Below are 18390 nucleotides of genomic sequence, written 5' to 3' on the forward strand. Positions count from 1 at the left end.
GCCGTGTACGTCTATCGCATCGTGCTGTTCCTGGTCTTCGCCGGCTACCTGTTCTCGCCGCTGCTGATGAGCGGCTGGGGCAGCCCCGGCGCCGCCTGGTATCGCCCCTTCCTGATCTGGGCCGGGCTGATCGCCCTGACCGTGTGGCTGGAGCGCAAGCGCCGGCTCGATGAACAGCGCCAGGAGGAGCTCGAATGAGCCTCGCCGGCCTGCTGGGGCTGGGCCTCGGCTACCTGCTGCTGCTCGCCCTGTGCGCCCTGGCGGTGGATCGCGGCTGGCTGCCGACGCGCCTGGTGCGCCATCCGGCGACCCACACCCTGGCGCTGGGCGTCTATGCCAGTGCCTGGGCCATCCACGGCACCCTCGAGCAGGCCGACCGCAGCGGCTACGGCTATCTGGCCTACTACCTGGGCGCGGCCGGCGCCTTCCTGCTGGCGCCGATGCTGCTGGTGCCGATCCAGCGCATGGCCCACACCTACCAGCTGGCCTCGCTGGCCGACCTGTTCGCCTTCCGCTTCCGCTCGCGCTGGGTGGGCACCCTGGTCACCCTGGTCAGCCTGCTGGCGGTGCTGCCGCTGCTGGCGCTGCAGGTGCAGACCATGGGCAACGCCATCCGGCTGCTGTCAGGCGGCGGCTCCCGGGAGTGGCTGGCGCTGGGCTTCAGCGCCCTGATCGCGCTGTTCGCGATCCTGTTCGGCGCCCGGCACACGCATCTCAACACACGCCAGGACGGCCTGCTGGCGGTGATCGCGCTGGAGTCGGTGGTCAAGCTCGGGGCCATGCTGGCATTGGGGGCCTTCGCGCTGTTCGGCATCTTCGACGGTCCCGGCGACCTGCAGGCCTGGCTCGACGGCCCCGGGCACCTCGCCCAGGCCGAGACCCATCCGCTGGCCCCGGCCCAGTGGCGCACCCTGCTGATGCTGTTCTTCGCCGCGGCCTTCCTGATGCCGCACATGTTCCATATCACCTTCGCCGAGCCGCTGGGGCGCCGCACCCTGCTGCGCGCCGGCTGGGTGATGCCGCTGTTCCTGCTGCTGATGGCGCTGCCGGTACCGCTGATCCTGTGGGGCGCCCAGCGCCTCGGCGTCGACGCCTCGCTCACGGGCAGCGCCTACCTGGCCTTCGGCCTGTCGTCCTCGTGGTGGGTCGGCGCCCTGGCCTTCCTCGCTGGCCTGGCCGCGGCCAGCGGCACCATGATCATCATCTCCCTGGCACTGTCGGGGATGATCCTCAACCACCTGGTGCTGGTGGCCCATCCGCCCATCGCCCAGCCCGACCTCTACCGCTGGCTGCGCTGGCTGCGCCGCGGGCTGATCGCCGCGGTGATCGGCGGCGGCTGGCTGTTCTATCGCACCGTGGGCGTGCATCACGATCTCTCGACCCTGGCGATGGCCTCGTTCGTCGGCATGGCCCAGTGCCTGCCCGGCATGCTGGCGCTGCTCTACTGGCCCGGCGCCAACCGCAAGGGCATGGTGACCGGCCTGGCGGTTGGCGTGGCGATCTGGCTGGCCGGGCTGTGGCCATCGCTGCTCGGCGGCGCCCCCTGGCTGCCGCCGATTCCCCCGGGGCTGGAGGCACTGGCCGACGAGCCCGACTGGTATCTCGTCACGCTGGTCTCGCTGGCCGCCAACGTGCTGAGCTTCATCCTGGTCTCGCTGGCCACCCGCACCTCGGCCGGCGAGCGGGCGGCCGCCGAGGCCTGCTCGGTGGACGCCGTGGTGCGCCCCATGCGCCTGCCGCTGGTGGCCGCCAACGGCCTGGAGATCAAGCGCCACCTGGCCCGGGCGCTGGGCCAGGAGGTCGCCGAGCGGGAGGTGGAACGCGCCCTGGCGGCGCTGCAGATGTCGCCCCTCGACGGCCGCCCCTATGCCCTGCGCCGGCTGCGCGATCGCATCCAGGCCAACCTCTCCGGGCTGATGGGGCCCTCGGTGGCCCAGGACATCGTCGACCGCTTCCTGCCCTATCGCCAGGACGGCCCCGACGCCACCGAGGACATCCACTTCGTCGAGAACCGCCTGGAGGACTATCGTCCGCGCCTCAACGGCCTGGCCCGGGAGATCGACGGCCTGCGCCGCTACCACCGCCGCACCCTGAGCCGGCTGCCGGTGGGGCTATGCGCCTTCGGCGAGGACGGCGAGCTGCTGATGTGGAACGACGCCCTGGCCGAGCTCTCCGGCATTCCCGGCGAGTCGGTGATCGGCGCCCACCGCGACACCCTGCCGCCGCCCTGGAACGAGCTGCTGGGCCGCATCCTCGCCGAGCCGGCCAGCCAGCTCTACAAGCAGCCGGTGACGCTGGCGAACGGCCCGCGCTTCCTGAGCCTGCACAAGGCCGAGCGGCAGGACGAGCGCGCTACCCACGGCGGCAACGTCATCCTGGTGGAGGATCACAGCGAGATGAAGTGGCTCGAGGACGAGCTGGTGCACGCCGCGCGCCTGGCCTCCATCGGCCAGCTGGCCGCCGGCGTGGCCCACGAGATCGGCAACCCCATCACCGGCATCTCCTCGCTGGCCCAGAACCTGCGTTACGACACCGACGACCCCGAGCTTCGGGAGACCGCCGACCAGATCCAGCAGCTCACCGACCGCGTCTCGCGCATCGTCGGCTCGCTGGTCGGCTTCGCCCACGGCGGGCGTCACGTCACCGGCGCCGCGTTTCAGCCGGTGTCGATGGCCGAGGTCACCGACGAGGCCCTGAACTTGATCCACCTCGCCCGCTCGGGGGAGGATATCCGCTTCGAGAACCGCTGCCCGCCGACGCCGCGGGTGACCGGCGACGCCCAGCGCCTGCAGCAGGTGATGATCAACCTGCTCGGCAACGCCCGCGACGCCAGCGAGCCCGGCGGCCGGGTAATCGCCGCCGCCGAACCGGACGGAGAGCGGCTCAGGGTCACGGTCACCGACAGGGGCCACGGCATCGACGAGCAGGTGCGTGATCACCTGTTCGAGCCCTTCACCACCACCAAGCCCGCCGGCGAGGGCACTGGACTCGGCCTGCCGCTGGTCTACAGCATCGTCGCCGAGCACGGCGGCCAGATCGACATCGAGTCCCCGCCCGCCGGGCAGACCCATGGCACCCGTATCCTGCTGTGGCTGCCCCTCCACCGAGAGGATGCTGAGAGAACCGATGAGCCGGATCCTGATCGTTGAAGACGAAGCCATCATCCGCAGCGCCCTGAGGCGCCTGCTGGAGCGCCACGAGCACCGGGTCAGCGAGGCCGGTTCGGTGGACGAGGCGCTGGCCCTCGATCCCCAGGGCTTCGACCTGGTGATCAGTGACCTGCGTCTGCCCGGCGATCCCGGCACCGACCTGATCGCCCGCGCCGCCCCGGTGCCGGTGCTGATCATGACCAGCTACGCCAGCATGCGCTCGGCGGTGGAGGCGCTGAAGCTCGGCGCGGTGGACTACGTGGCCAAGCCCTTCGACCACGACGAGCTGCTCGAGACCGTGTCCCGGGTGCTCCACCAGCGCGCCCTGCGGCAGGGCGAGCCGCCCGACATCACCGCCCCCGGCGGCGAGCGCCAGCCGATGATCGGCAACTGCCCGGCCATGCAGGCGGTCTACACCCGTATCCGCAAGACCGCGCCGGCCGACGTCACGGTGCTGATCCAGGGCGAGTCCGGCACCGGCAAGGAGCTGGTGGCCCGCGCCCTGCACCAGCAGAGCAAACGCGCCGCCGCGCCGCTGGTGTGCGTGAACTGCGCGGCCATCCCGGAGACGCTGATCGAGTCCGAGCTGTTCGGCCACGAGAAGGGCGCCTTCACCGGCGCCAGCGCCGCCCGCACCGGCCTGGTCGAGGCCGCCGACGGCGGCACCCTGTTCCTCGACGAGATCGGCGAGCTGCCGCTGGACGCCCAGGCCCGGCTGCTGCGGGTGCTGCAGGAGGGCGAGATCCGCAAGATCGGCTCGGTCGAGACCCGCCACGTCGACGTGCGCCTGATCGCCGCCACCCACCGCGACCTGCACGCGCTGTCGCGCACCGGCGGCTTCCGCCTCGACCTCTACTACCGACTCAACGTGATGCAGATCGACCTGCCGCCGCTGCGCGACCGCGAGGACGACATCCTGGAGATCGCCGACGCGCTGCTGGAGAAGGCCTGCCGCCGCCACGAGCGCGAGGGCCTCAAGCTGTCGCGGGCCGCCCGGCGGATGATCCGCGACTGCCCCTGGCCCGGCAACGTGCGCGAGCTGGAGAACGCCCTGGAGCGCGGCGTGATCCTCGCCGAGGGCCACCTGATCCATCCCGACGATCTGGGGCTCGGCCCCGCGCCCCATGCCGGTGCGGCCGCGCCGGCGCCGCCCGTTCCCGACGACGAGCCGCCCGCCCCCGGCGGCGGCGAACGAGCGGACGAGGAGGAAGAGGACCTGTCCCTCGAGGACTACTTCCAGCACTTCGTGCTCGAGCACCAGGACCAGATGAGCGAGACCGAGCTGGCCCAGAAGCTCGGCATCAGCCGCAAGTGCCTGTGGGAGCGCCGCCAGCGCCTCGGCATCCCGCGCAAGAAGGGCCCTCGCCGCGGCACCGGCTGAGGCGGCGGGCGACGACCCTCTCTACGACCAAAGCACTAGCGCCCGCGGCCTCGGTCGCGGGCGTCGTTTTTGCGGCATTCGACGGCGCGCGCGCACCATTTGTTACCTTCCCACACAGCATTTGCCCCATAAGCGGGCAGCCTGGGTAACACTTTCCGGGCTCACATCGGACACGCTCGCCACGCGCAACAGCAAGCACATGTTTTTAAATGCTTTTTCAAATAGTGGCATACCGCCTGCTACGTATAGGACAAGAAAAACAATGCCGGATGCCACCCGCGGCCACTAACAACAACAAGGCCAGCGAGCGGTGACGGGCCCGACCCCACAACAACAAGACCACGGGCCGAAGACACACGAGCGCCATTGCCGACAACAAGCACAACAGCGGCAGCCGGCGCGAGTCCTTCGAGGCAACAACAACAAGACGCTCGAAGTCCGGAATCAGGACGCGACGCACCCGACCCGGCCACCAACAACAACAAGGGCCGTCAGAGGTGCACCCCCGTCAACAACAACAAGACGTCGGGGGGAGGCAATCATCTGCCGTCGTGGTTGGATTATTGTTTTGAATACGAGGCGGTCACTTTCAGGAACGTCCACAAAGACAACAACATTGCTTGCCTGAGCTCCTTGGTGACTGTGGTGCGTATTCAAGGCGATGCGCCATCACGAAGAAAAATCAGCAGCAGGGATGCTGCATCCTGCTTTCAGGGGAGGCTCACGAGCCTCCCCTTTCCATTTTCCGGGGGCGGGTCGGTCGGCCCCACGCTTTGCAAGGTGTCGGGTGTTCGCTACACTCAACGCCTTTCATACCCTCTTTTGTACCCCCGCGAGTCGACAACGCCGCATGATCAAAGGATTTACCCGCTTTCTGCAGAGCCCGGGCGAGCGCCTCCGGTCGCTGTTCGGCCCTCAGGAGCCGTCGGCCGCCCTCCCCGAGCTGCGCATCATTCCCCGCGAAGAGCACCCGGTCTCCCGCCAGCACTTCAGCGACGCCGCCCTCAAGGTGCTGTATCGGCTGCATAACGCCGGCCATGAGGCCTTCCTGGTGGGGGGCTGCATCCGCGACTCCCTGCTCGGCCGCATGCCCAAGGACTTCGACGTGGCCACCGACGCCACCCCGGAGCAGGTCCGCGAGCTGTTCCGCAACTCGCGCATCGTCGGGCGCCGCTTCCGCATCGTGCACGTGCGCTTCGGCCGTGAGGTGATCGAGGTCACCACCTTCCGCGGCAAGCCCAGCGACGACCACGGCGACCACATCGCCCAGCAGTCGGACGACGGCATGCTGCTGCGCGACAACGTCTGGGGCAACATCGAGGAGGACGCCATCCGGCGCGACTTCACGATCAACGCCCTCTACTACAACATCGCCGACTTCTCGATCCACGACTTCGCCGGCGGCGTCCAGGACATCGAGGACCGCACCCTGCGGCTGATCGGCGACCCGGCGACCCGCTACCGCGAGGACCCGGTGCGCATGCTGCGCGCGGTGCGCTTCGCCGCCAAGCTCGACTTCGACATCGATCCGGCCACCGAGGCGCCGATCGCCGAGCTCGCCGAGCTGATGCTCCAGGTGCCGCCGGCGCGGCTGTTCGATGAAGTGCTCAAGCTGTTCATGAGCGGCCACGGCGTCGAGACCTTCCATCTGCTGCGCGACTTCGGCCTGTTCGCCATGCTGTTCCCCGAGGCCGACGAGGCCATGGAAGAGCTGCCCTGGGCCGAGGCGGTGATCGAGCGCGCCCTGACCAGCACCGACCGTCGCGTCCGCGACGAGCGACCGGTGACGCCGGCCTTCCTGTTCGCCGCCCTGCTGTGGGGCCCGGTGCAGCTGCGCCAGCAGGCCCTCGAGGCCGACGGCATGCCGCCCATCCCGGCGCAGCAGGCCGCCTCCCAGCAGGTCATCTCACGCCAGCTGCAGCACGTGTCCATTCCCAAGCGCTTCAGTCTGCCGATGCGCGACATCTGGGACCTGCAGCAGCGGCTGCCGCTGCGCCGCGGCAAGCGCGTGTTCCAGACCCGCGAGCACCCGCGCTTCCGCGCCGCCTACGACTTCCTGCTGGTGCGCGAGGCCGCCGGCGAGATGGAGCCCGGCCTCGGCGACTGGTGGACCGCCTTCCAGGACGCCGACGAGCACGAGCAGCGCCGCCTGCTGGGCAAGGTCGACGCCGACCCGGCCGGCACCCCCGCGCCGCGCAACAAGCGCCGGCGCCGCCGCCGTCGTCGCAAGCCGTCCAACGGCGAGTCATGAGCCGGCCGCATCGCGCCTGGATCGGGCTCGGCAGCAACCTCGACGACCCCCACGGGCACGTCGAGCGCGCCCTGGCCGAGCTCGATGCCCTGCCGCTGACCCGCCGGCGCCGCGCCTCGTCGCGCTACGCCAGCCGGCCGCTGGGCCCGGCCGACCAGCCCGACTTCGTCAACGCCGTGGCCGAGCTCTCGACCCGGCTGTCGCCGCTGGCGCTGCTCGACCAGCTGCAGGCGCTCGAGCAGCGCCACGGCCGTGTCCGAGGCCGCCGCTGGGGGCCGCGCACCCTGGACCTCGACCTGCTGCTGTTCGACGATCGCGAGATGGCGACGCCGCGGCTGACGCTCCCGCACGCGGAGATGACCCACCGCGCCTTCGTGCTGGTGCCGATGGCCGAGCTCGCCCCCGGGCTGCGCCTGCCGAACGGCCGTGACGTGGCCGGCCTGGCCGCCGCCCTGGGCGAGGACGGCCTGCGCCGAGTGTTACCCGACACCCCCGAATGACCCCCAACTCGTTACCTATCGACACTCTCACCCGGATCGGGTAACAATGCGCGGTTACACAAGAGCGCGGCCTTCGCCGAGCGCCGGATAACGACACGAGAGCACGCCATGAAAACCGTCACCCTGAGCACGCTGCAGGCCTTCAAGCGCGCCGGTGAGACCTTCAGCTGCCTGACCGCCTATGACGCCACCTTCGCCCATGCCGCCGGCGAGGCCGGCATCGAGGTGCTGCTGGTCGGCGATTCCCTGGGCATGGTCCTGCAGGGCCACACCAGCACCCTGCCGGTGACCCTGGACGACGTCTGCTACCACACCCGCTGCGTGGCCCGCGGCAAGGGCGCGAGCCTGCTGATGGTCGACCTGCCCTTCATGAGCAACGCCACCACCGAACGCCTGCTCGAGGACGCCGGGGCGCTGATGCGCGCCGGCGCCGAGATGGTCAAGGTGGAAGGCGAGGCCTGGATGGCCGACGGCATCCGCGAACTGAGCCGCCGTGGCGTGCCGGTGTGCGCCCACCTGGGCCTGACCCCGCAGACCGTCCACCAGCTGGGCGGCTACAAGGTGCAGGGACGCGACGCCGACCAGGCCGAGCGCATCCTCGAGGATGCCCGCACCCTGGCCGAGGCCGGCGCCTCGGTGATCCTGCTCGAGTGCGTGCCGACGAGCCTCGGCCGCGCCGTGACCGAGGCCCTGGACGTGCCGGTGATCGGCATCGGCGCCGGCGCCGACACCGACGGCCAGATCCTGGTGATGCACGACGTGCTCGGCGTCACCGCCGGGCGCCAGCCGCGCTTCGTGAAGAACTTCCTGGCCGAGGCCGACGATATCCAGGGCGCCTTCCGCCGCTACCACGAGGACGTCAAGGCCCGGCGCTTCCCCGCCGAGGAGCACGGATTCTGATGCAGACCCTGAACGACGTCGCCACGCTGCGCGAGACGCTGGCCGCGCATCGCCGCGCCGGCCGCACCATCGGCCTGGTGCCGACCATGGGCAACCTGCACGCCGGCCATCTGGCGCTGGTCGCTGAGGCCCGGCGCCGCGCCGACGTGGTGGTAGCGACCATCTTCGTCAATCCGATGCAGTTCGGGCCGAACGAGGACCTCGACGCCTATCCGCGCACCCTGGCCGACGACCAGGCCCACCTCGAGGCCGCCGGCTGCGACCTGCTGTTCGCCCCCGACGTGGCCACGGTCTATCCGCGCGGCCTGGACGCCCAGACCCGGGTCAGCGTGCCCGAGGTCTCCGAGGGGCTGTGCGGCGGCGACCGCCCCGGCCACTTCGACGGCGTGGCGACCGTGGTCACCATGCTGTTCAACCTGGTGCAGCCGGATCTCGCCTGCTTCGGCGAGAAGGACTACCAGCAGCTGGCGGTGATCCGCCGCCTGGTGGCCGACCTGCACCTGCCGCTCGAGATCGTCGGCGTGCCGATCGAGCGCGCCGAGGACGGCCTGGCGCTGTCCTCGCGCAACGGCTATCTGGACGCGGAGCAGCGTGCCGCGGCGCCCGAGCTGTATCGCACCCTGTGTGCCCTGCGCGAGGCGCTGGAGGCCGGCGAAGCGATCGACGCCGGCCTGAGCCGCGGCCTCGAACGGCTGCGCGAGGCGGGCTTCGTGCCCGACTATCTGGAACTGCGTGCCGCCGACCTGGGCCCGGTCGACGACACCACGCGCGAGGCCGTGCTGCTCGCCGCGGCGCGCCTGGGCTCGACGCGACTGATCGACAACCTGTCGCTGACACTCCCCCGCTGAGGGCCCGGCCACGCCGCGAAGGCGTGTCCCTTCCCTGCTCACCACCGCCATTCCGGTCCGGCCGGAGCGCCCGCTCCGGCCCTCCCCCTTGCGCTTGCCTATACTGAAGTTCTAGCCGAACCGCCCCGGCGGGATTGCCGCAGCGCACAAGAGTCCCCTATGCTGAGCGGACGCTCGTCCGCGAATCTTTAGGAGTAAGCCTCATGCAAGAAGTGGTGATCGTTGCCGCTCGTCGTACCGCCGTCGGTGCCTTCGGCGGTTCCCTCGCCGGCATTCCCGCCAGCGACCTCGGTGCCCATGTGATCAAGGACATCCTCGCCGGCACCGGCGTGGCCCCGGACCAGGTCGATGAAGTGCTGCTCGGCCAGGTGCTGACCGCCGGCACCGGCCAGAACCCCGCCCGCCAGGCCGCCATCAAGGGCGGGCTGCCCGACGCGGTGCCGGCCATGACCATCAACAAGGTCTGCGGCTCGGGCCTCAAGGCCCTGCACCTGGCCACCCAGGCGATTCGCTGCGGCGACGCCGAGCTGATCCTGGCCGGCGGCCAGGAGAACATGTCGCTGTCTCCGCACGTGCTGCCCAATTCCCGCAACGGCCAGCGCATGGGCGACTGGAAGGCCATCGACTCGATGGTCCACGACGGCCTGTGGGATGCCTTCAACGACTTCCACATGGGCATCACCGCCGAGAACCTGGCCGAGAAGTACGACATCAGCCGCGAGGCGATGGACGAGTTCGCCGCCGGCTCCCAGCAGAAGGCCTCCGCCGCGATCAAGGAAGGCAAGTTCAAGGGCCAGATCGTCCCGGTGGAGATTCCCCAGCGCAAGGGCGACCCGCTGGTCTTCGACACCGACGAGAACCCGCGCGAGGTCAGCGCCGAGAAGCTCGGCGGCATGCGCCCGGCGTTCAAGAAGGACGGCAGCGTGACCGCCGGCAACGCCTCCTCCATCAACGACGGCGCCGCCGTGGTGATGCTGTGCTCCGCCGAGAAGGCCAAGGCCCTGGGCCTCGAACCGCTGGCCCGCATCAAGGCCTACTCCAACGCCGGCGTCGACCCGGCGATCATGGGCATCGGCCCGGCCCCGGCCACCCGCCGCTGCCTCGAGAAGGCCGGCTGGAGCCTCGACGATCTGGACCTGGTCGAGGCCAACGAGGCCTTCGCCGCCCAGGCGCTGGCGGTGAACAAGGAGCTCGGCTGGGACACCTCGATGATCAACGTCAACGGCGGCGCCATCGCGCTGGGCCACCCGATCGGCGCCTCCGGCTGCCGCATCCTGGTGACCCTGGTGCACGAGATGATCGCCCGCGACGCCAGGAAGGGCCTGGCGACGCTGTGTATCGGCGGCGGACAGGGGGTGGCACTGGCGATCGAACGTTAAGCGACCGCCACGACGCCTCACCACGAAAGAAAGCCCCCGCTCGATGAGCGGGGGCTTTTTCGTTCTGCCGCGCGCCTCCGGGCCTCAGCCCCGGGGCGGCCCGACCACCCGCGAGGGCGTGCGCGCCACCAGCGCCGCGGCCAGCACGAACAGCCCGCCGGCGCCGAGCAGCACGCCGCTCAGGCCGATGGCGTCCACCACCCGGCCGCCGGCCATGGCGCCGATGCCGATGGACAGGTTGAACACGAAGGCCATCAGCGCGGTGGCGGCCTCGGTATTCAGGGCGCTCTTGAGGATCCAGGTCTGCAGGCTCACCGAGATGCTGCCGAACACCGCGCCCCACAGCATCAACAGCCCGATCGCGGCCGCCGGCTCGCGCCCCAGCCAGGGGAAGGCCAGCGTCGCGACCGCCAGCAGCAGCGGAATCACCAGCACCGTGGCGTAGGGCCGGCGCCCGGCGGCGGTGCCGGCGAGGAAGTTGCCCAGCAGCCCGGCCCCGCCATAGCACAGCAGCAGGGCGCTGACGCTCGCCAGCGGAATGCCGGCGATGTCCTGCAGGATCGGGCTGACGAAGGTGTAGGCGGCGAAGTGGCCCATCACGATCAGCGCGGTGGCGGCCACGCCGACCCGCACCCCGCGACTGGCGAACTGGCCGGCCAGGTTGGACAGCCGCACCGGCTGCTGCGCCGGCAGGCGCGGCAGCAGCCGCCACAGGGCAAGGGTGACCAGCAGGCTCAGCCCGGCCAGCGAGCCGAAGGCGATGCGCCAGTCGGTGTGCTCGCCGAGCCAGGTCCCTGCCGGCACGCCCAGCACCGAGGCGCCGGCCACGCCGCTGAAGATCAGCGACATGGCCCGCGGCACCTGCTCCAGGGCCACCAGCCGCGAGGCCAGGCCGCCGGCGATGGCCCAGAAGCCGCCGATGCACACGCCCACCAGCACCCGTGTGGCCAGTAGCGTCGTAAAACTGTCGGCCATGGCACCCAGCAGGCTGGCCAGGGTCATCAGCGTCATCAGCCCGGTCAACAGCCAGCGCCGGTCGAGCCGCCCCACCGCCACCGGCAGCAGCGGCGCGGCGAAGGCCGCCACCACCCCGGGCACGGTGATCAAGAGCCCGGCGGTGCCGGAGGTCACGGACAGCGAGTCGGCCACCTGGGACAGCAGCCCGATGGGCAGCTGCTCGGCGGTGACCAGCAGGAAGATGCCGATCATCACCGCGCCCACGCCCAGCCAGTCGCGGCGCTGGGTGACGGTCCTGGGGGCGGGGGATGACGGGGGGGAATCGTGGCGCGTCATGGGTCGTCCCTGATCGATGGCGGGGCCGGTGCCCCGAAACGAGAACGCCCCGCGGCGTGAGCCACGGGGGCGTTCGGCTCATGACCGCTCGCTTAGAGCTCGTCGGTCTCGGCTTCCTCGGCCTCGAAGGCGGCCTTCTCTTCCGGAGTGATCTCCTTGATGGTCAGCTTCACCCGGTTGCGGTTGTCGATGTCGAGCACCTTGACCACGGCCTCGTCTCCCTCGTTGAGGAAGTCACGCACGTCGTTGACGCGCTCGGGCACGATCTGGGAGATGTGCACCAGGCCGTCGGTGCCGGGCATGATGTTGACGAAGGCGCCGAAGTCGGCGATGCGCACCACCTTGCCGCGATACAGCTTGCCGATTTCCGGCTCGGCGGTGATCGCCAGCACGGTGTCGATGGCCGCCTTGGCCGCCGACTTCTCCTCGGCGTAGATGCGCACGGTGCCGTCGTCGTCCAGGTCGATGGAGGCGCCGGTGTCGTCACAGATCTTGCGGATGGTGGCGCCGCCCTTGCCGATGACGTCGCGGATCTTCTCCGGGTCGATCTTGATGGTGGCCATGGAGGGCGCGTTGTCGGAGACCTCCTCGCGGCTCTTGGCGATCACGGTGTTCATCTGCTCGAGGATGCTCAGGCGGGCCTCGTTGGCCTGCTGGAGCGCCTGCTCCATGATCTCCTCGTTGATGCCCTCGATCTTGATGTCCATCTGCAGGGCGGTGACGCCCTCGGCGGAACCGGCCACCTTGAAGTCCATGTCGCCGAGGTGGTCCTCGTCGCCGAGGATATCGGTCAGCACGGCGTAGCCGTCATCGTCCTTGACCAGGCCCATGGCGATGCCGGCCACCGGGGCCTTCATCGGCACGCCGGCGTCCATCAGGGCCAGCGAGGAGCCGCAAACGGAGGCCATGGAGCTGGAGCCGTTGGACTCGGTGATCTCGGACACCACGCGGATGGTGTAGGGGAAGTCGTCCTCGTTCGGCAGCATGGCCTGGACGCCGCGGCGGGCCAGACGGCCGTGGCCGATCTCGCGACGCTTGGGACCGCCCATGAAGCCGGCCTCGCCCACGCTGTAGGGAGGGAAGTTGTAGTGCAGCAGGAAGCGGTCCTTGCGCTCGCCTTCCAGCGACTCGATCAGCTGGGCGTCGCGCAGGGTGCCGAGGGTGGCCACGACCACGGCCTGGGTCTCGCCGCGGGTGAAGACGGCGGAGCCGTGGGTCTTGGGCAGGCCGCCGACCTCGATGTCCAGCGGACGCACGGTCTTGTGGTCGCGGCCATCGATGCGCGGCTCGCCCTTGATGACGCGGGAGCGCACGACGCGCTTCTCGAGGCCGGCGAAGGCGCCCTTGACCTCGTCGGCGGTGAACTGGCCTTCCTGCTCACCGGCCAGCTGGGCCACGGCCTCGTCCTTCAGCGCGGACAGGGCGTCCTGGCGGGCCATCTTGTCGGTGATGCGATAGGCCTCGCCGACCTTGGCCTCGAAGCCCAGCGCCACGGCGTCCTTGAGGGTGGTGTTCTCGGCGGCCGGCTGCCAGTCCCAGCGCGGCTTGCCGGCCTCGGCGGCCAGCTCGTTGATGGCGGAGACGGCGACCTGCATCTCCTGGTGGCCGTAGAGCACGGCGCCCAGCATCTCGTCCTCGAGCAGCTCGCTGGCCTCGGACTCGACCATCAGCACGGCCTTCTCGGTGCCGGCGACGACCATGTTCAGCTCGGAGCCGGCGAGCTCCTCGACGCTGGGGTTGAGGAAGTAGCCCTTGTCCTCGGTGAAGCCGACGCGGGCGGCGCCGATCGGGCCGTTGAAGGGCACGCCGGAGACGGCCAGGGCCGCGGAGGTGCCGATCATGGCGGCGATGTCCGGGTCCTGGTTACGGTCGGCGGAGAGCACCGTGCAGATGACCTGGACCTCGTTCATGAAGCCCTTCGGGAACAGCGGGCGGATCGGGCGATCGATCAGCCGCGAGGTGAGGGTTTCCTTCTCGGTGGGGCGCCCCTCGCGCTTGAAGAAGCCGCCGGGAATCTTGCCGACAGAGTAGGTCTTCTCCTGGTAGTGGACGGACAGCGGGAAGAACGGCTGGGCGGGATTGACGTCCTTCTTCGCCACCACGGTGCACAGCACCACGGTGTCGTCCATGGTGACCATCACGGCACCGGAGGCCTGGCGGGCGATGCGCCCGGTTTCCAGGGTGACGGTGCTGCGACCGTACTCAAACGTTTTCTTGACCGGGTTCACGGCGACTTCCTTCAGCTTTTCGATTCATGTTCGGGTCGTTTCGACTCGGCGACCATTTTAGGGGGTGTCGCCCGGCGCGGCCACCAGGGGGTGAGATTTCCCCGTCTTGCGTCGTCACCCTCCATCGAGGAAGACCCATGAACGCAAAACGGGCAGCCCCGGAGGGCTGCCCGTTTCGCGTCGTCCTGGACGGCGTCGCTTAGCGACGCAGACCCAGACGCTGGATCAGGGACTGATAGCGCTCGAAGTCCTTGCGCTTCAGGTAGTCCAGCAGCTTGCGGCGCTGGTTGACCATGCGGATCAGGCCACGACGGGAGTGGTGATCCTGCTTGTTGGTCTTGAAGTGATCCTGCAGGCCGTCGATGTTGGCGGTCAGCAGGGCCACCTGCACCTCGGGGGAACCGGTGTCGTTGTCGCCACGGCCGTATTCGTTGACGATCTCGGCCTTCTGCTCGGCTGTCAGTGCCATCTGTCTCTCCAGTTCAGCAATATGCCTGAATGATGTGAATGTCGGAGACCACGCATATTTGCAGTCTCCACGCCGGCCCCGAAGGGTCGGTTCATGCCGAGTCCGCCTCGGCGGTGCTCAGCAGGCGGCGCGGGGCGATCTCCCCCGCCGCTCTCACCACGCCGAGCCCCAGAAAGGTCTCGTCGCGATAGAGTCTGGCCAGGCCGTCGACCGGCAGTTCACCGGTGTCACATCTGGCGCTCTGGCCATGCAGCAGGCGGCTGGCCGCCGCCTCGTCCAGGGCCAGCCCGGGCAGGTCGGCCACCAGCACGTCCACCGGCAGCAGCACGCCTTCGCGTGCGGCCTGGTCCGGCAGCGCCTCGAGGGCCTCCGGCGTCAGCATGCCGTCGGCGCCGAAGGGGCCGGTGGCCAGCCGTCGCAGGACGCTGATATGGGCACCGCAGCCGAGCGCCTCGCCGATGTCCTCGGCCAGGGTCCGGATGTAGGTGCCCTTGCTGACCCGCACCTCGAGTTCGAAGGCCGTGCCCTCGAACGAGAGAAGGCGCGCATCATACACCGTCACGCGACGCACTGCACGCTCGACGCTCTTGCCCTCGCGGGCCAGCTCGTAGAGCTTGCGCCCCTGGTGCTTGAGCGCCGAATACATCGGCGGCACCTGATCGATCTCGCCGGTGAAGCGCTCGAGCACGCCGCGCAGGTCGGCCTCCTCGAGGGGCGGCACCTCGCGGCGCTCGACCACCTCGCCCTCGGCGTCGCCGGAGTCGGTGATCGTCCCGAGCTCGACCCGGGTGCGATACGTCTTGTCGGCGTCGAGCAGGAAGGCCGAGAACTTGGTCGCCTCGCCGAAGCACACCGGCAACAGCCCGGTGGCCATCGGATCGAGGGTGCCGGTGTGGCCGGCCTTCTGCGCCTGGAACAGGCGCCGGGCCCGCTGCAGCGCGTGGTTGCTGGACGCGCCCTGGGGCTTGTCCAGCAGCAGCACGCCGTTCACCGGCAGTCCGCGACGGCGACGCGCCATCAGTCGCGCTCTCCCTCGCCGCGCTCGCCGTCGTCACCCCCGGCCTCGTCGTCGTGACGGTCGCGATCGCTCGCCACCGCCTCGTCGATCAGCGAGGACAGCTGCTGACCGCGCACCACGCTCTCGTCGAAGTGGAAGCGCAGCTCCGGCACGTGACGCAGCTTGATGCGACGGGCGATCTGCCCGCGCAGGAAACCGGCGGCGCGCTTGAGCACGCCGAGGTTTTCCTTGATGCGCTCGGCATCCTGCTCGCCGAGCAGCGTCACGTAGACGTCGGCATAGCCGAGGTCACGGCTGACCGTGACCCCGCTGACGGTGACCATGCCCAGGCGCGGATCCTTGATCTCGCGCTGGATGAGTACCGCCAGCTCCTTCTGGAGCTGGTCGGCTACCCGGTCGGTACGCTTGAACTCGCGCATGATCGGCTCCTCGCGGTCAGAGCGTCCGCTCGACCTTGACCTGATCGAAGACCTCGATCTTGTCGCCGACCTGGACGTCGTTGTAGTTCTTCACGCCGATACCGCATTCGATACCGCTGCGAACCTCGTTGACGTCGTCCTTGTAGCGACGCAGGGACTCGAGCTCGCCCTCGTAGATCACCACGTTCTCGCGCAGCACGCGGATCTTCTTGTGGCGATAGACGGTGCCCTCGACCACCATGCAGCCGGCGACGGCGCCGATCTTCGGTGCCTTGAAGACGTCGCGAACCTCGGCCACGCCGACGATCTCTTCCTTCCACTCCGGCGCGAGCATGCCGCTCATCGCCTGCTTGACCTCGTCGATCAGCTGGTAGATGACGCTGTAGTAGCGCAGGTCGAGACCCTCGCGCTCGATGATCTCGCGAGCGGCGGCGTCGGCACGCACGTTGAAGCCGACCACGATGGCGTCACTGGCGAGTGCCAGGTTGGCGTCGGTACCGGTGATACCGCCCACGCCGGAGGACACCACGGCGACCTGCACTTCGTCGGTCGACAGCTCCTCAAGCGCGCCCTTGATGGCCTCCAGGGAGCCCTGGACGTCGGCCTTGAGGACGATGTTGACCTTGGCGACCTCTTCCTGGCCCATCTGGGAGAACATGTTCTCCAGCTTGGCCTTCTGCTGGCGAGCCAGGCGCACCTCGCGGTACTTGCCCTGACGGAAGTTGGCGACTTCGCGGGCCTTCTTCTCGTCGTCGAGGACCATGAAGTCGTCACCCGCTTCCGGGGTGCCGTCCAGGCCCTGGATCTCGACCGGCATGGCCGGACCGGCTTCGTCGACCTGCTGGCCGAGCTCGTTGATCAGCGCACGCACGCGGCCGTAGTGCAGGCCGGCGAGCACGATGTCGCCCTTCTTCAGGGTGCCGTTCTGGACCAGCACGGTGGCCACCGGGCCGCGGCCCTTGTCCAGGCGGGACTCGACCACCACGCCCTTGCCGGGCGCCTCGGGGACGGCCTTGAGCTCGAGCACCTCGGAGACCAGCTGGATCGACTCGAGCAGGCCCTCGATGCCGTCGCCGGACTTGGCGGAGACGTGCACGAACTGGGTGTCGCCCCCCCACTCCTCGGAGATCACGCCGTGCTGGGACAGCTCGTTCTTGACCCGATCCGGATCGGCGCCCTGCTTGTCGATCTTGTTGACCGCGACGACCATCGGCACGCCGGCGGCCTTCGAGTGCTCGATGGCCTCGATGGTCTGGGGCATGACGCCGTCATCGGCGGCCACCACCAGCACCACCACGTCGGTGGCCTTGGCACCGCGCGCACGCATGGCGGTGAACGCCGCGTGGCCCGGGGTATCGAGGAAGGTCACGCCGCCGTGATCGTCCTCGACGTGGTAGGCGCCGATGTGCTGGGTGATGCCGCCGGCCTCGCCGGTGGCGACCTTGGCACGACGGATGTAGTCGAGCAGCGAGGTCTTGCCGTGGTCGACGTGACCCATGACGGTCACGACCGGCGAACGGGTGATCTCGTCGCCTTCATAGGAGATGTTCTCGAGGACCTCGGTCTCCAGCGCATCATCCTTGACCAGCTTGGGCTTGTGGCCCATTTCCTCGACCACGATGGCCGCGGTGTCCTGATCGATGGTCTGGTTGATGGTCACCGCCGCGCCCATGGTGAACATGGTCTTGATGACCTCGTTCGCCTTGATGGACATCTTGTCGGCCAGGTCGGCGACGCTGATCGACTCGGGGATGGAGACCTCACGGACGATCGGCTGCGTCGGCTTCTGGAAGCCGTGCTTGCCGCCGCCCTGGCTGCCACCGCGGCGGCCGCCGCGACGCTCGGCGCGCTTGGCCTTCTTGCCGCCGCGACGACGCTCCTCGCGGTCGCCACGGTCGTCTTCGCGCTCGTGACGCCCCTTCTTGCCGGCCTTCTTGCCGGCCGGAGCGGCACGGCGGTCGGTGCGACCTTCCTTCGGCGGTGCCGGAGGCTGCTCGGCCTGCGCCGGGGTGTCCAGCTCGGGCACCGGAATCTGCGGCTCGGCCTTGGCGGCCGCATCGGCCTCGGCCTTGGCCTTCTCGGCCTGAGCCTTCTCCTCGGCTTCACGCGCGGCCTGCTCGGCGGCACGTTCAGCTTCCTCGGCCTGGCGCTTGGCCTCGGCCTGCGCCATGTCACCGACCAGCTGACGCGGACCGTGGTCCTGGGTCTTCGGCTCCTCGGCGGGCTTCTCTTCCTCGCGCTTGACGTAGGTGCGCTTCTTGCGGACCTGCACCTCGATGCTCTTGCCGCGGTCGCCGCTCTTGATGCGACTGCGCGTCTTGCGGGTCAGGGTAATACGGTTCTTGGGCGCGGCCTGCTCGGCGCTCCCGCCGTGACTCTTGGTGAGGTAGTCCAGCAGCTTGCGCTTGTCCTCTTCGGACACGGCGTCGCCCTCGGACTTGTGCTCGAGCCCGGCTTCTTTCATCTGTTCCAGCAGGCGGGGCACTTCACGCCCCACCTTCGCTGCAAAATCCTTAACGGTCATTTCTGACATTACGACCCTCCTCAGCCCGTGA

14 protein-coding genes are annotated in these 18390 nt (G+C 69.5%); 8 read left to right on the forward strand and 6 right to left on the reverse strand.

Annotated elements, in window-relative coordinates:
• The first annotated feature begins 3 nt into the window (after positions 1-3).
• From UYS_RS0202760 to UYS_RS0202795, 8 genes are all read left to right on the forward strand, one after another.
• Positions 4-198, forward strand: a complete 195-nt coding sequence (locus UYS_RS0202760; protein ID WP_016853963.1) for a hypothetical protein — start codon at positions 4-6, stop codon at positions 196-198.
• Positions 195-3149: an ATP-binding protein gene (locus UYS_RS0202765; RefSeq protein WP_016853964.1), complete on the forward strand. Its 2955-nt coding sequence runs from the start codon at positions 195-197 to the stop codon at positions 3147-3149. Before UYS_RS0202760 ends, UYS_RS0202765 begins: the two co-directional genes overlap by 4 nt.
• Positions 3127-4530: a sigma-54-dependent transcriptional regulator gene (locus UYS_RS0202770; RefSeq protein ID WP_016853965.1), complete on the forward strand. Its 1404-nt coding sequence runs from the start codon at positions 3127-3129 to the stop codon at positions 4528-4530. Before UYS_RS0202765 ends, UYS_RS0202770 begins: the two co-directional genes overlap by 23 nt.
• Before the next feature lie 850 nt (positions 4531-5380).
• A complete protein-coding gene (pcnB, locus tag UYS_RS0202775; protein WP_016853966.1) occupies positions 5381-6781 on the forward strand; it encodes a polynucleotide adenylyltransferase PcnB in 1401 nt (466 codons plus the stop codon).
• Positions 6778-7281, forward strand: coding sequence for a 2-amino-4-hydroxy-6-hydroxymethyldihydropteridine diphosphokinase (gene folK, locus UYS_RS0202780; RefSeq protein ID WP_016853967.1), 504 nt, complete (start codon positions 6778-6780; stop codon positions 7279-7281). The genes pcnB and folK overlap by 4 nt, the downstream gene beginning before the upstream one ends.
• Positions 7282-7389: 108 nt before the next feature.
• On the forward strand, positions 7390-8181 hold the full coding sequence (panB, locus tag UYS_RS0202785) for a 3-methyl-2-oxobutanoate hydroxymethyltransferase (RefSeq protein ID WP_016853968.1): 792 nt from the start codon (positions 7390-7392) through the stop codon (positions 8179-8181).
• On the forward strand, positions 8181-9029 hold the full coding sequence (gene panC, locus UYS_RS0202790; protein WP_016853969.1) for a pantoate--beta-alanine ligase: 849 nt from the start codon (positions 8181-8183) through the stop codon (positions 9027-9029). Before panB ends, panC begins: the two co-directional genes overlap by 1 nt.
• Positions 9030-9232: 203 nt before the next feature.
• Positions 9233-10408 carry an acetyl-CoA C-acetyltransferase gene (locus tag UYS_RS0202795; RefSeq protein WP_016853970.1) on the forward strand — a complete coding sequence of 392 codons (1176 nt, stop codon included), beginning with the start codon at positions 9233-9235 and terminating at the stop codon, positions 10406-10408.
• Between the two features lie 84 nt (positions 10409-10492).
• On the opposite strand, the gene UYS_RS0202800 is transcribed toward UYS_RS0202795, so the two are convergent.
• The 6 genes from UYS_RS0202800 to infB all read right to left on the reverse strand — a co-directional run bounded on the left by UYS_RS0202800 (position 10493) and on the right by infB (position 18368).
• The gene (locus UYS_RS0202800) at positions 10493-11701 is read right to left on the reverse strand and encodes an MFS transporter (protein ID WP_016853971.1); all 1209 of its coding nucleotides are present in this window, start codon (positions 11699-11701) and stop codon (positions 10493-10495) included.
• 92 nt (positions 11702-11793) lie between these two features.
• Positions 11794-13929, reverse strand: a complete 2136-nt coding sequence (pnp, locus tag UYS_RS0202805; protein WP_016853972.1) for a polyribonucleotide nucleotidyltransferase — start codon at positions 13927-13929, stop codon at positions 11794-11796.
• A 199-nt stretch (positions 13930-14128) separates the two neighbouring features.
• Positions 14129-14398, reverse strand: a complete 270-nt coding sequence (gene rpsO, locus UYS_RS0202810; protein WP_016853973.1) for a 30S ribosomal protein S15 — start codon at positions 14396-14398, stop codon at positions 14129-14131.
• A 91-nt stretch (positions 14399-14489) separates the two neighbouring features.
• Positions 14490-15416, reverse strand: coding sequence for a tRNA pseudouridine(55) synthase TruB (truB, locus tag UYS_RS0202815; RefSeq protein ID WP_016853974.1), 927 nt, complete (start codon positions 15414-15416; stop codon positions 14490-14492).
• On the reverse strand, positions 15416-15835 hold the full coding sequence (gene rbfA, locus UYS_RS0202820) for a 30S ribosome-binding factor RbfA (RefSeq protein WP_016853975.1): 420 nt from the start codon (positions 15833-15835) through the stop codon (positions 15416-15418). Before rbfA ends, truB begins: the two co-directional genes overlap by 1 nt.
• Positions 15836-15851: 16 nt before the next feature.
• A complete protein-coding gene (infB, locus tag UYS_RS0202825; protein ID WP_026068302.1) occupies positions 15852-18368 on the reverse strand; it encodes a translation initiation factor IF-2 in 2517 nt (838 codons plus the stop codon).
• Between the last annotated feature and the right edge of the window lie 22 nt (positions 18369-18390).

The organism is Halomonas smyrnensis AAD6 (assembly GCF_000265245.1).
Lineage (GTDB): Bacteria > Pseudomonadota > Gammaproteobacteria > Pseudomonadales > Halomonadaceae > Halomonas > Halomonas smyrnensis.

Excerpts from the sequence above, each read along its gene's own strand:
- panC (WP_016853969.1), top strand. The coding sequence starts at position 8,181 with ATGCAGACCCTGAACGACGTCGCCACGCTGCGCGAGACGCTGGCCGCG.
- UYS_RS0202795 (WP_016853970.1), top strand. The coding sequence starts at position 9,233 with ATGCAAGAAGTGGTGATCGTTGCCGCTCGTCGTACCGCCGTCGGTGCC.
- UYS_RS0202770 (WP_016853965.1), top strand. The coding sequence starts at position 3,127 with ATGAGCCGGATCCTGATCGTTGAAGACGAAGCCATCATCCGCAGCGCC.
- pcnB (WP_016853966.1), top strand. The coding sequence starts at position 5,381 with ATGATCAAAGGATTTACCCGCTTTCTGCAGAGCCCGGGCGAGCGCCTC.
- truB (WP_016853974.1), bottom strand. The coding sequence starts at position 15,416 with ATGGCGCGTCGCCGTCGCGGACTGCCGGTGAACGGCGTGCTGCTGCTG.
- rbfA (WP_016853975.1), bottom strand. The coding sequence starts at position 15,835 with ATGCGCGAGTTCAAGCGTACCGACCGGGTAGCCGACCAGCTCCAGAAG.
- folK (WP_016853967.1), top strand. The coding sequence starts at position 6,778 with ATGAGCCGGCCGCATCGCGCCTGGATCGGGCTCGGCAGCAACCTCGAC.
- rpsO (WP_016853973.1), bottom strand. The coding sequence starts at position 14,398 with ATGGCACTGACAGCCGAGCAGAAGGCCGAGATCGTCAACGAATACGGC.
- UYS_RS0202800 (WP_016853971.1), bottom strand. The coding sequence starts at position 11,701 with ATGACGCGCCACGATTCCCCCCCGTCATCCCCCGCCCCCAGGACCGTC.
- panB (WP_016853968.1), top strand. The coding sequence starts at position 7,390 with ATGAAAACCGTCACCCTGAGCACGCTGCAGGCCTTCAAGCGCGCCGGT.
- infB (WP_026068302.1), bottom strand. The coding sequence starts at position 18,368 with ATGTCAGAAATGACCGTTAAGGATTTTGCAGCGAAGGTGGGGCGTGAA.
- UYS_RS0202765 (WP_016853964.1), top strand. The coding sequence starts at position 195 with ATGAGCCTCGCCGGCCTGCTGGGGCTGGGCCTCGGCTACCTGCTGCTG.